Below are 13,799 nucleotides of genomic sequence, written 5' to 3'. Positions count from 1 at the left end.
CCCCTTACTCATTTAACCAAGTCTTTATTATTTCTGTTACTTGGTCTGGTTTTTCTTCTGCATACATTTTAACAGCTTCCTCTAATGTCAATTCTGGGTCATCCCCCAATAGAGGATTGTCTTTCTTATCAACAGTACCAGAATTAGTACTATAAACTTCATCCTCATAATCCATATCTTCTTGTTCACTTCTCTTTTTATATATTAGATATCCAATAATTCCTACTGCAACAACTGCTACCACTCCAATAACAGCCTTTATTATATTGGTTTTGAATCCTTCTTTTTTAATATCTTCCATTTCTTGTTTCGCTTCAGCTTTCCCTTTAGGATCAAATACCATTGAAACAACACTAAGAGTATCTCCTCTCGCTCCATCCATACCTATAGCATTATTAACTATATCTTCCACATCAGCTTGAACACCTTTAGCTATCTTCCCATCTATAGCAACAGAAGCTGTTAATCTTTTTAGCTCCCCTGGTGCAACTATAGTATGAGTTTCAATCTTCCCTGTATCATATTCAAAACTCTCATCCAAACTATCTTCGGTGTTAGTACCATTTTTATTTCCTTGATTATTCATATTAGCATCTACACCTTGGACATTATTTGTTGCAGATTTAGATGAATTTTTTGACCTTGTTTCCTTTATTGCAACTTTATCAGGGTCAATTTTTATTTCAGTTTTTTCAGCTGTATCAAAACTTAAATCAGCATTTACTGTAGCTTTTACTTTTCCTGTCCCAAATATTGGCTCTAACATGTCTAAAATAGACTTTTCTAATTGTTTATTCAATGCTTGTTCAGATGCTTTATTTTTATCAACACTAATACCACCATTTATTGGTTGATTATTTTCATCAACTTCTTCATCATCTAAGATACCTTCAGATAATAAATTCATCTTATTATCAATAACTTGAACATTTTTCTCTGGTATATTTGTAACACTTCCTGATACAAGTGCCATAACAGATTTTATTTGATTTTTTTCTAAAGTCGTTCCTGGCTTTAACATTAAGTAAACTGCTGCGCTTCCTGGAACTGCTTCTTTTTCAAACACGGATGACTCTCCAAATGTTATATGTACTCTAGTATCTTCCACTTGTGGAAAACTCTTGATTGTTTTTTCTATTTCACCTTGTATGATTCGTTGCTTCTTAATTTGAAATTCTTCATCAGTAAGACCTATAGAGGAGCTATCATCCATTAGTGCAAATCCTTTAGAACCACCTGTAAGACTTGGAGCTAGCTCCAGCCTCAACTTATCGACTTCTGTTCTAGGAACATAAATTGTACTTCCCTTTACCTTAGTATCTATCTTTCTAGACTCTAATTCTGCTGATATATCTGCAGCATCTTGAACATCTAGTTCTGAAAATAAGACTGCATACTTATTTTTACTTGCAGATATTGCTGTAAATACTAGCGCTAAACATATAGCAACAATCCCTATACCTAATGCTATCTTAGTTCCTTTTTTTAAAGAACCTATTTTTGTCCTAGATTTAGCAACTTGCTCCTTAATCTTATTTTTAAAACTGGCTATCATTGATTATTACTCCTGTTCAAAAGGCTAAATTTGTACTTTATTCATTTCTTGATATGCATCATGAATCTTGTTTCTAACTTCTATCAGATATTGCATAGATAGTTGTGCTTCTTGACCTTTTAACATAACTTCATGCATAGAAACATCTTCGCCTTTTATAAATTTTTCTTTCATATTATCCGCTGTCACTTGTTGAAAATTAACTTTGTCTATAGTATCTATTATTACATCTTCGAAATTCTTTTTTTCTTCTTTATTATTAAGGTTTAATGGTTTTGTTTCTCCAATCAAATTATCTAACTTTGCACCTTGCATTAAATTGTTAATTTGTGTAATTGGCATAATTTATCCCTACTTTCCTATTTCCAAAGCTTTCGATATCATAGATTTCTGAGCATTCAGTGTGTCTATGTTAGAATCATATGCTCGTGAAGCTGTTATTAAATCCGTCATTTCAACCAATATATTTACATTTGGATATTCTACATATCCATTTGGTTTCGCATCTGGATGAGATGGGTCATATACTTCTTTAAGAGGTGATTTGTCATCTTCAACAGATGTAACTTTTACTCCTAACATACCTAATTTATTATCATAGTTTTCTTCAAAGGAAACAATTTTTCTCCTATATGCTTCTCCATTTGGACCTCTTGTAGCATTTATATTAGCTACATTTGATGATATGATATCCATTTTCAAACTTTCTGCTGTTAATCCACTAGCAGAGATTTCCATTCCACTGAACACACTCATCTTCTAGTTACCTCCCAGTTATTATTGATTTGGTCATTGCGATTTTGCCATTTGCAAAACCTATTAAAGCATTATATTGCAATGTTGTCATTGCTTGCTTTACTTTTTCTTCTTCTATATCTACATTGTTTCCATCTACTCTTAAGCCTTTTGAATTGTCTGTTTTTTCTTCTATTTTTGGCATAGCATCATTTAATGTTTCTTCAAAAGTTACATAATGTTTTTTGTAACCTTCAGTATTTATATTTGCTATATTATTTGCTATTGTTTGACTTCTTAGATTAGTTGCATCTAGTCCCATTTTTATAATGTCATATGTATTCATACTCACCCCTCCTCAAAATATATTTATTTGCTATATTTAATGATTAAAAAAATGAAGTTACTATATTACAAAAAATGACTTCTTTGTTCATTTAAATCTATTACAATTCTATTACATTAATATAATAATGAATCATTTTCGTAAGAAATCTAATTTAAATCTAATTAACTCCAATAAAAATTAAAAAAAATTTTAATATGTATTTAATTTTCCCTTCACAAAGTTGCCTTTTTTTGTAAAATAGCAACTTTTTTAGATAAATTTCCTTTATTTTATATTATAGTTGGTAGAATATGTTATTATGTGTATTTTCTACTGTAATAAAGTAATTTTTCCACAATAAAATGACCGCCAAAAAAGCAGTCACTTCGACTAATCCTACGTATACAATTATACTTAGAACTCTTTTTGGCAACTGGCTGACATAGTTCGTATATACAAACTTTAGTCCCTATAGCTTTGCGTCACTAGATTTCTCTAGTTTTGCCTATTTAGTTTTACTTTAAGTATACAATAAATGATAAAACTTTTAAACATTTTTATCATATTTTATTATTTAAATTTAAACACAGAATATTAACTTCATGCTAATTTAAATATAAAATATTAATACTTTTAGTTACAAATAAAAAAACTTCCATACAATAAGAATTATTTAAATATAAAACTTGATTGCAAAGAAATTTTTTAAACATATTTATATTATAGTGTTCTAAACAACTAAAATAAGTTACAAATAAAAATACTAGATAGTTTACTAATAAGTTTCTAATTATTTTAAATTTTATTCCATCTAAGATATCATATAGAATCCTTTAATTAAATATTATATATATCATTTTTGTAATAATTCAAATTTTCTTTCATCCAATTAATAGTTTCAATAAGACCTTCTTCAATAGTATAGTAAGGCTCCCAATCTGTCATACGTTTCATTTTTTTGTTATCTCCCAAAAGACGATTTACTTCGCTAGTTTCTGGTCTAAGACGATTTTCATCACATAATATCTTCGCATTTGGATTAATAATTGAAATTATTTTTGATGCTAAGTCTCCAATTGAAATTTCACATCCAGTTGATATATTTATCTCTTCACCTATAGTTTGATTTGATTTTGATATACGCATAAATCCTTCTACAGTATCTTTTACATAATTGAAATCTCTTGTTGGTGTTAGTGAACCAAGATTAATTATTTCTCTACCAGATAGTAATTGAGAAATTATAGTTGGAATAATAGCTCTTGCTGATTGCCTTGGCCCATATGTATTAAATGGTCGTACAATAGTAATAGGCATACCAAAACTTTTATAAAAACTTTCAGACATTCTATCTGCTCCTATTTTAGTAGCTGAATATGGTGACTGACCTTGAAGTGGATGATTTTCGTCGATTGGAACATATTTAGCTGTCCCATATACCTCAGATGTTGACGTAATAAATATACGTTCAGTTTCCAGTCTTCTTGCTGCTTGCAAAACATTTAATGTCCCTTTTATGTTTGTATCTACATAAGAATCTGGTGAATAATAGCTAAATGGTATAGCAATCAATGCCGCAAGATGAAATACTTGGTCAACACCTTTTATTGCCTCATATACTCCATTTGGATCACGAATATCTCCAGTAAATATTTCAATTTCAGATAATTTATCTTTTTCAAAAGTATCCATCCACCCCCATGTATTAAACGAATTATAATATGTAAATGCTTTTACATCATATCCCTCTTCTAACAATGCTTCTACTAAATGGCTTCCTATAAAACCATCTGCACCTGTTACTAAAACTTTCATTAATTATCCTCCAATTAACTTTTATTAAATCAACCATTTTACTACTTGAAAACATTCAGCCATTTCGACTCCAACAATATGACCATTATTATATGCTTCCATTTTAAAATAATCAATCCATTTATAACCAACCCTTATAAGTTCTGATTCATATGCCAAAATGGCCTGTTCTTTTTTTTCCCATTCTTCTGATATGTCAACATAAAAATTTCCTATAAATATTTTATCTGACTTATACCAATTACTTCTATATTCAAGTATTCTTGGTACATGTCTTCCTGCATGTAAACTGGCTTTTGCTATAGAAATATGATCATGATGTACATCATCAATCCAGTGAGTATATATTAACTCTATTTTATTCTCTTCAATTACTTTTAACAATTCGACATTTAATTCATCTGTAAATTCAAGTTTTAAGGTTTCAAAACCTCCTGGGATTAACTTATATCCTAAAATCCTAGAAGCTTTTTTTCCTTCTTCATATGCAATTGAATTATTTCTTACAGTATATCCATTACTTCCTTTAAACCCAGATTTAGTTGCAACATAGCAAAAAACATTATCTCCATTCTTGACATGCTTTGCAATTGTACCACCACAACCTAATTCTATATCATCAAAGTGTGCTCCAATAGCTAAAACATTCATCCTTATTCTCCTCTTAATATTTTTCTTGAATTTTCTATACCATAGTTAAACAATAGATCAATACTACTTAGATATGGTATAAATTCTCCATATTGCTGTTCATATATTGGATGCTCAAACTTTTGCCAAATCACTTCAATCCCAGCTTTTTCATATGGTTCAGGATTATAATAATCTTTAGCACCTATACCTGATAAGTATTGTTTTGATTCAAGTTTTGTCATTATATCAATAATTAAATCATTATTCTTCCCTGATGGATTTAAGCTACTTGCAAATATTATATTTACTTCAACATTAAACAATTCCATTAACATTTTAATAGATTTAAAATTAAAATCAACCATTTTTTCACACTGAAATTCGTACAATTTTTCTACAAAAGGAAATATCTCATCAAAAAATTTAGCTTTTTTATAATTCTGTTTAAATAAATTGATATGATTTTTTCTCCATTGATTATCTTCATATAAAAATACATCTCTTATTTTAGTTTTTAATGATGACCTTTTTACACATACTGTAATCCATTGTTCACCTTTTAAAGTCTTAATTTTATCTCTATTCATCCAACTTTTACTGCTTCCATTTACATATTGAACATTGTCTAAAACAACATATGTGTCGGATTTTAACAATCTATCAAAAAAACCTAAATAAGGTAAAAAATCTGGTTGATGAATCATTACAACATTAGAATTCATATTTATTACTACCCCTTATTTATATAATATATGATTTTATTATAAATTCTCTCAACTCCATTCAAATCTATTTTATTTAATGCAGAAGTACTCATCATTTCAATTTTTTCACTCTTCAGTTGAAATGCATGTCTATTTATATTTTTATAATATCCTGCAAAGATAGCTCCTCCCAAATAATCTAGATATTTTCCTATGTCTATCTCATGTATTTCATTTGCTATAATAATACATGGTAAACCTGATGCATTAGCTTCAAAACATGTGATACCTCCTCCTGTAATAGCTAAATCGTACTCATAAAATTTTTTAATCAAAGAAGGTACATTTTGTTCAATTTTGTATCTTTCATCAATTATATCATGAAGCTCTTTATTATGCCTATAACTAGGCCCTAATACAATATCACAGGATATATTATATTCTTTAAGAATCGAAATTACTTTTGGAGTAACTCCATAAGTGTCACTGCCACCCAATGTAACAATGACCTTATCTATATTTTTTCTAATTCTTTTATACTTTTTAATTTCTCTATTCAAAATAATATATTCTCTCCCCATAAATATATGTTTACCTTTTAATAATTCTTTATTATAAGTCATACCTGCAAAGTGTAAATCTGCAAAATTTGCACCTTCACCAATATCATCAATAGCAACTAATAATACCTTTTTATCTTTAATCTTTTGGCAGAATTCTAAACTAGATTCAAATTTATCATTAATCCATACATCAATGTTATATTTATGTATCAAATCATATACCCAATTGCTATTTTTATCTAAGAAATTTACTACTTGAAAGCATAATTTATTTTTTTTAATCAAGTCTATTGCAACTTTATCATTATTAACTAAAATTATATATTGTTCATTTTTCTCTTTTAGAAATTCGACAATATTAAATGCTCTAAATAAGTGACCCATGCCTCTTGAGTGAGAGCTTTCTATACATATTGCGAACATAAATTAATTGCCTCTTCTGTTGTAATATACTCATTTTTACTATTTTCAACAATATAACATGCTCTTCTATAATCACTCCAAGTATCTACAGTTAATCTGGTATCTGGTCTTTTCTTTTTCTCATCCACATCTAAAATAGTTGTTTTGAATTTATCAGGATTTTCCAAAATATATTCATCAACATGTTCAAAATGATGGATCATTGTAGATTCTATATAACTTTGTCTTAATGTATCATATGTAAAAATCTCTGCCCCAACTCCATATGGTAAATTTTCAAATGAATTTGTAAAATCTGAATATGATGCTTTATGTAACTCTATTAACCTATCAATCTCTTCTACATCAACAAATGGATTATCTGCTGTAAGTCGTACTATTTGGTCAAATCCATATAACTTAGCACATTCATAGTAGCGACTTAGTACATTTTTCTCAGACCCTCGATAACAATCAACTCCTATATGTCTACAAAAATCTTCTATCTTATTGTCTTTATAATTATAAGTAGTTGCTACTACTATTTTTATATTATCTGCTTTTAAAAATTTTAATCTATAAATAATATACTCTAATATAGTTTTTTTACCTATATTCATTAGAACTTTACCAGGTAATCTTGATGAGCCCATTCTAGCTTGAATTATAATTCCAATCATATTAAATCATCCCATTTCAAAATCGCATCTTTTTCCATATTTTTACCTATCTGTCTTCCTATTATTTGTTCTAAATATTTAGGCTCAATTCCATATCCAGGTCTCTTTACTGAAATATTATCTCTTTTTATTTCTTCTCCTTTTTTTAAATCATTTAACAATACAATACTTTTTCTATTATTTATCCTATTAAGTTTCTCTCCTTGAGATGGCATCTTAATCCCACTCCCATATAAGAGTTCAAATTTTCTTATTGTCTCAACTATATATTTCATTTCTTCAGTATCTGCTGAATGTATATGATCTGGTCCATCTGCATTTTTATTATATGTAAAATGCTTTTCAATTATTTTTGCACCCATAGCTGCAGCACATATTGCTGCTTCAACACCAATTGTATGGTCAGAATACCCAATCTTTAAATTTGGGAATTCTCTAATCATGGATTGCATTGCCTTTAAATTCACATTTTCTAGATGTGCTGGATATTCTGTTACTGCATGAAGTAACATAAGCTTTCCATTTCCTTCACTTAATATTATGTTTACTGATTCCTTTACCTCTTGCATAGTGCACATACCTGTAGCAAGAATAATTGGTTTTCCTAAAGCAGCAACGGATCTTAAATATGGTAAATTCACGGCATCATCTGATCCAATTTTATATGCTTCACAACCTATAGATTCCAACATTTCTAAATCTGTATAGTGTGATGGTGTAGAAAATACATCTATTCCTTTTAGTTTAGCATATTCAAATATTTTTTTATGAATCTCTTTGTTAATTTCATATTTCTTAAATAACTCATATTGAGACACCTTGCCTGTATTCTCCATATCAAAAATAGCTTGATTACTTGACAATGTATCTGCTTTAAAAGACTGTAATTTTACTGCATCTACTCCAGCAAAAACTGCCTCATCAATTAATTTTACTGCTTGGTCGTAATTAAAAAAATTACCACCTATCTCTGCAATAATATAAACGCTATTATCTTTTACTATCATATGTACTCCTTTTATATCATTTATTTTCCTATTTTTTGATTTCTATTAACATATTTCCTAATTGTACATTCTCTGCCGTTTATTAATATATTCTGATAATCTTCCATTTTCCTTGGTATATAACATTTCTTACAAATATCAAGCTTCATGAAATCTCCACTTTTATGAATTGCTCTTATATCCTCAAGTAATTTACTGTGCCATAAATCATATATTGTACTCCTGTATGCATTCCCAATTACATTTGAATTATTTTCATCATTTGAACATAATAATACTAATCCATCTGAACTTATAACAATTCTTTGATATATTTGAGCGCAAGAAAAATTTTTTTCGTACTCTATATCTATATCATTATGTAAATAATCAATAAGTGGATTAAAGGCTATGTAATCTACATATTCTCTAAATAGGTTATAATAGTGCTCAGTGTTGTTTTGGATAGCATTCCATACAGATTGTATCTTAATTACAGGTTTATTTGTTTGATATTTTTCTTTAATTCGCTTTATTTCTTTTATTTTTTCTAGTATGTTTGCAAATTTTAATGGTTTTCGAATACTTTCATATATTCCATCTGTCCCATCAATAGATATAGTAATCCAATCAACTCCAGCATTCAATAAATCTTCAAAATATTCTGATGTTAATTTACTTCCATTTGTTAAAAAAGAAATTTCTTTTATTCCTTTTTGTTTTGCATATTTAACACATTCAATTAAATTTGGATGTAGGGTTGGCTCTCCTCTTAAACTTAACCTAATTGCTGGAACTTTATTTGCTATTTCATCAATAATTTTGAAAAAGAGTGTTTTTTCCATGAAAGTTGCATTGACACTATCCTTAAATTTTTTTGTGATAGTATAACACATTGGGCAACTTAAGTTGCACAATGATGATAACTCTATGTCAACAAGCAAAGGGTAATCCGAAACAATTTGTTCTTTTGCACATTTTATCCAATTTTTTCTATATAAAACATACTCGTTATTCCAACCCTCACCTCTATATTTTTCAAATGCATCCTCTCTATCTTTTGTTTCTAGTGAATAATTACCTTTATTTATTGGTATATTTAATCTTTTACTCATAATCATTCTCCCTAAAATATAGTCTTTCTTAATCCATGCTCTATATCATACTTAGGATACCACCCTAATTCTTTCTTTATCTTTGTGATATCTGCAACTATATCATATATCTCATTTTTTCTTTCAGTTGAAACACATTGTATTGGTTTTGAAAAACCCAATAGGTTTTGTATTAAATCAATAATTTCTTTAACAGAGTAAGAAATACCTGAACCTACATTATATATTTCGAAAGTCTTTTTTGATTCCATTGCAAGAACTATAGCATCTACCAAGTCTTCTATATAGACATAATCTCTCTTTGGTCTTAAATCTTTTATATTTATAATATCTGAATATTTTACTTGTTTAATAATATGTGGTATTAAGAAACTTTCTTTTTGATTTTTTCCATATATATTAAATGGTCTGATTATTATAATTGGAATATTAAATTCCCTAGAATAAAATTCACATAATTGTTCAGCTAGATGTTTAGAATGAACATATGGGTTAATGGATTCTATTTTTTCTGACTCATCTACTGGTAACTTTTTAGGATTACCATAAATATAAGAGCTAATATATGTCAACCCTATATTCTTTTTTCTGCATATCTCCAAAATATTTAATGTCCCATTAAAATTCGTACTATAAAACTCGCCTGGATTTTGCCAACTTTCTGGAATAAAGGTCCTTGCTGCAAGATGAATTATATGATTTACAGAATCTAAATTAAGTTTATCTAAAACTTTACTATTTGCAATATCTCCATCAAACGAATTCAAAGACTTGACAATATATTTTTTATACATCAACTTTAGTTTCAAATGATTTCCTATAAAACCATTTGCACCTGTAATTAATATAGATTTACTCATCTTATAATATAACCCTTTCTAGTATTATTTTTTATTCTATTTTCTCACTTCCTAATCTTCTACGCATTTTTTCTAACTCTTCCAATTGTCCCATATCCATCCAAGCATCTTCATCAATCATGTAAACACCAACTTTTTCTTTTTCTTCTACACATTTTTGAATAATATCAGTTATATGTATAAATTTATTTTCAGGTATTTTATCCAAGAATTCAGGTTTTACTAGATATAATCCTGTATTAGTTAAAAATGAAAAACTAGGTTTTTCGTTCAAATTAATCACATTTCCATCTTTCGACAATTGAATAGTGCCATATGGAATAACAATATTCTTTGTAACAGATACAATTGTAATAATATTATCTTTCTTCTTATGATAATTCATCATTTTTGAGTAATCTTCTTCTATAATAATATCACAATTTGTTATAAAAAATGAATCTTGATACTTACCTTCTATTAATTTTAAACCTCCTCCAGTCCCCATAAAATCAGCTTCTTCAATAAACTCAATATCTCTTTTCTCTTCCCTATCTAAAAAAAAAGATTTTATTAAGTTCTTCTTATAGTTTACAATCATATCAAAATGTTTACATCCAAATTTCTCAAAATGATCCATAATTAACTCTGTAATTGTTTTTTCTCCAATTGGAATTAACGGTTTTGGTAATATTTGTGTGTATGGTAAAAGTCTTCTACCTTTTCCTCCTGCCATAATCACCACAGGTACATCCATATCTATTTGTTCTGATATTTTTTCATCATTGATAAATTTTATAGATAATATTCTCATACTATCTGATACAACTGGAATTGCTCTTACAGAACATTTTTTCATATATTTCATAATGTCTATATCATCATTATACTTAACATATTTAGGTTTATAATTTGCAACTAGTTTAATAGGTCTATTAATATCTCCATCTTTTAATAAATATCGTCTTATATCTCCATCAGTCACAGTTGCAAGTAAAACATCTTCTTTACATACAAAAACTATCCCCTTAGAATTGTTATCAATAACTTTCATTACATCAATAATAAAAGTTTCCTCTGAAATAATAAAATCCTTTAATTTCATACAAATCCCCCCCCTCTGTATATTATAAATGTTAGAAATGATTATTTAATACTTTTATGTCTTATATAAAAATAACTATTTATAATTAAATTAAAATTAATCATTAATGTATAAATTACATAATGATTCATTTAATATCTTTCTATATCTTTCTTCATATAGGCTATTTATTTCCTCTAGTATATATTTATTATAAATATTACATAAATCATAAATTTTTATGTCAGAGTATCCACTTTTTTCTAATTTTTTATAGAGTTTTCTACAAGTTTCAAGTATAAATTTAAGTTCATCTGTAGATTTTATATTATCAAATCCCCAATATATATTGCATAAATCATATTGTTTTTTAGAAATAGTTGTACTGAAATTACCAAATAAATTTATAAAATTAATACTTTCAAAGTTATATATTATGTCATAGTTATTACCTCTTACAGATTTTTCTAAATTTAGATCATTTTTGGTTTTTCCAATAAGTGTTGTACTTTGATTATATATAGAATGTGGTTTATTCATAAAGATACAATAACCAACATATGTTCCCAATTTATTTGATAATGTATAATCAGATAAACTTATTATAGTTTTTAGCTTATTCATAAAATATATGTTATTATCTCTATGACCTGCACTCACAATTTTAAAACCATTTTCTATATATTTTTTATCTTTACCTAATTCTATATCCTTCCAGTACATACACACTAATACACTATTAATATTTTCTTTCTTTTTAATTTCATTTATATATCTTATAAAATCATCAATCGAATATTCTGCATATACATTATCTATTGAATGACTAGGAAAAACTAATAATGTTTTTCCCAATATCTCCTTTATGTTATTAATAAATTCATCTGCATATATCTTATTTGCATAGTTTATATAGGGTCCAATTTTAAATATAGCTTTACTAGTATGTGCCTTTAGACAATTATATCTATAGTCACCAAAAGATATAATTGCTGGATCAATAGTATTTAATTCATATTCAGGTGCTATTCTTCCAAAAAAAATGCCATGTTCTATAACAGCAAATATCTTTTCATCAAGCTTAGCATAGTTATTAAGTATATTAGATACTCCATACATTTTATTATTTAGACTTTCCTCTACATCTTGAACATCAAATATTTTGCTATAAACATTTTTCATTGAGCCATCTATATACATGTATATACTCTTATAATCAGTATCATTTTTATAATTCAAATTCAGTACATGTTTAAAATAAAAATTAATTACTTCATTATTTGTAAAGGTATATATATAATATATATTAAAGAATGTATCTTCCACTCTTTTTTTATTAAATTTCATATTTTTAGTTATTACAATATCGTTCATTTCACTTATTACATTATCATTATCAATATAGTAGAATATTTTATCCAATTCTTTTTCGCTATTTGCAACAAATAAATTCTTTTTAGTTATTATTTTATCCTTTTTGAATTGATAAAACAACCTTGGTACATTTAGCTGCATATCAATAAGAATGTCCTCTTTTAATATTGGTGGTGGTTTTAAGTAATTTAGTTTGTCAATATAATTATACATATGGCAATCATGAATACTTTTCTGATAATATTTTTTCAATAGAGATAATAAATAAAACTTCTTTTTATTTTTAAGTTCTTTGTATATTAAGCAATAAAAATCAAATAACTCCTTTGAAATTATATAATTTCTTTCTATAAAATCTGATGTTGAATCATAACCCACATCAATAAAAGTATTTTCTACATTGCTAAAATCATTTACATTATATTTTAAATATTTTACCTTATCTGCTAAAACAAAATTTTTGATATCATATAAAACATTTAAATTGCTGTTTTTTTCAAATGCAAGAGTACATTTTGATAACAAAAAATCACGATTATAAAAACTAATAAATTTATTATTTAAGAAAATATTAAATATCTCTTCTAAACTTGTAAATTCTTTATTTTTTTCTACCTTATAATAACTTAATAAATTTTTATTGCTATCCATTATGCTTGTATCTAATATCAACATATCTATATTATTATTTTTTGCTTCTTTATAAAAATACTCTATATCAGTAATTTTTATATATGTACTATCCAAAAAACATATAAATTCGCCCATAGAAATCTTTATACTTTCATATTTAGATAGATTAACATCTACATTATTTAATACTTTGATATTATTACATTCATTCAATATACTAGAGTTTAGTATATTTCTTTCATAAATAACTAATATTAATTCTATTTTATCTTTAAGTGCTAAATCAAACAAATACTTTTCTAATTTTTTTTCTAAATTATATATAGTTATTATTATACTTACTTTCATATTTA

14 protein-coding genes and 1 riboswitch are annotated in these 13,799 nt (G+C 26.8%); all 14 genes read right to left on the bottom strand.

Going from position 1 to position 13,799, the window contains the following annotated elements; genetic code table 11:
- Positions 1 to 4: 4 nt before the first annotated feature.
- The 14 genes from fliF to ACTG47_RS01780 all read right to left on the bottom strand — a co-directional run bounded on the left by fliF (position 5) and on the right by ACTG47_RS01780 (position 13,794).
- Positions 5 to 1,555, bottom strand: a complete 1,551-nt coding sequence (fliF, locus tag ACTG47_RS01845; RefSeq protein ID WP_479925887.1) for a flagellar basal-body MS-ring/collar protein FliF — start codon at positions 1,553 to 1,555, stop codon at positions 5 to 7.
- A gap of 24 nt (positions 1,556 to 1,579) precedes the next feature.
- Positions 1,580 to 1,897 (bottom strand): flagellar hook-basal body complex protein FliE, encoded by a 318-nt coding sequence (gene fliE, locus ACTG47_RS01840; RefSeq protein WP_054268807.1) that lies wholly within the window; start codon positions 1,895 to 1,897, stop codon positions 1,580 to 1,582.
- Positions 1,898 to 1,906: 9 nt separating this feature from the next.
- Positions 1,907 to 2,311 carry a flagellar basal body rod protein FlgC gene (gene flgC / locus ACTG47_RS01835; RefSeq protein ID WP_021382740.1) on the bottom strand — a complete coding sequence of 135 codons (405 nt, stop codon included), beginning with the start codon at positions 2,309 to 2,311 and terminating at the stop codon, positions 1,907 to 1,909.
- Positions 2,312 to 2,318: 7 nt separating this feature from the next.
- Positions 2,319 to 2,636 (bottom strand): flagellar basal body rod protein FlgB, encoded by a 318-nt coding sequence (gene flgB, locus ACTG47_RS01830; protein ID WP_054268805.1) that lies wholly within the window; start codon positions 2,634 to 2,636, stop codon positions 2,319 to 2,321.
- Positions 2,637 to 3,043: 407 nt separating this feature from the next.
- A riboswitch (cyclic di-GMP riboswitch) is annotated at positions 3,044 to 3,134 on the bottom strand.
- A gap of 321 nt (positions 3,135 to 3,455) precedes the next feature.
- Positions 3,456 to 4,433 carry an NAD-dependent 4,6-dehydratase LegB gene (locus ACTG47_RS01825; RefSeq protein WP_479925886.1) on the bottom strand — a complete coding sequence of 326 codons (978 nt, stop codon included), beginning with the start codon at positions 4,431 to 4,433 and terminating at the stop codon, positions 3,456 to 3,458.
- A gap of 24 nt (positions 4,434 to 4,457) precedes the next feature.
- Complete coding sequence (locus tag ACTG47_RS01820; protein WP_479925885.1) at positions 4,458 to 5,084, bottom strand: PIG-L deacetylase family protein; 627 nt, start codon at positions 5,082 to 5,084, stop codon at positions 4,458 to 4,460.
- Positions 5,085 to 5,086: 2 nt separating this feature from the next.
- Positions 5,087 to 5,788: a WbqC family protein gene (locus ACTG47_RS01815; protein ID WP_479925884.1), complete on the bottom strand. Its 702-nt coding sequence runs from the start codon at positions 5,786 to 5,788 to the stop codon at positions 5,087 to 5,089.
- 8 nt (positions 5,789 to 5,796) lie between these two features.
- A complete protein-coding gene (locus ACTG47_RS01810; RefSeq protein ID WP_479925883.1) occupies positions 5,797 to 6,756 on the bottom strand; it encodes a hypothetical protein in 960 nt (319 codons plus the stop codon).
- Positions 6,738 to 7,415 (bottom strand): cytidylyltransferase domain-containing protein, encoded by a 678-nt coding sequence (locus ACTG47_RS01805; RefSeq protein WP_479925882.1) that lies wholly within the window; start codon positions 7,413 to 7,415, stop codon positions 6,738 to 6,740. Before ACTG47_RS01805 ends, ACTG47_RS01810 begins: the two co-directional genes overlap by 19 nt.
- A complete protein-coding gene (locus tag ACTG47_RS01800; RefSeq protein ID WP_479925881.1) occupies positions 7,412 to 8,422 on the bottom strand; it encodes an N-acetylneuraminate synthase family protein in 1,011 nt (336 codons plus the stop codon). The genes ACTG47_RS01805 and ACTG47_RS01800 overlap by 4 nt, the downstream gene beginning before the upstream one ends.
- Before the next feature lie 20 nt (positions 8,423 to 8,442).
- Complete coding sequence (locus ACTG47_RS01795; protein WP_479925880.1) at positions 8,443 to 9,516, bottom strand: radical SAM/SPASM domain-containing protein; 1,074 nt, start codon at positions 9,514 to 9,516, stop codon at positions 8,443 to 8,445.
- Between the two features lie 11 nt (positions 9,517 to 9,527).
- Positions 9,528 to 10,376: an NAD-dependent epimerase/dehydratase family protein gene (locus ACTG47_RS01790; RefSeq protein WP_479925879.1), complete on the bottom strand. Its 849-nt coding sequence runs from the start codon at positions 10,374 to 10,376 to the stop codon at positions 9,528 to 9,530.
- 31 nt (positions 10,377 to 10,407) lie between these two features.
- Complete coding sequence (locus tag ACTG47_RS01785) at positions 10,408 to 11,460, bottom strand: sugar phosphate nucleotidyltransferase (RefSeq protein ID WP_479925878.1); 1,053 nt, start codon at positions 11,458 to 11,460, stop codon at positions 10,408 to 10,410.
- A gap of 96 nt (positions 11,461 to 11,556) precedes the next feature.
- On the bottom strand, positions 11,557 to 13,794 hold the full coding sequence (locus tag ACTG47_RS01780) for a hypothetical protein (protein WP_479925877.1): 2,238 nt from the start codon (positions 13,792 to 13,794) through the stop codon (positions 11,557 to 11,559).
- Between the last annotated feature and the right edge of the window lie 5 nt (positions 13,795 to 13,799).

This window comes from Clostridioides sp. LIBA-6622 (genome assembly GCF_056716095.1).
Note: the sequence above shows the minus strand (reverse complement) of the source record. Positions and strands in the feature narration are given on the sequence as shown.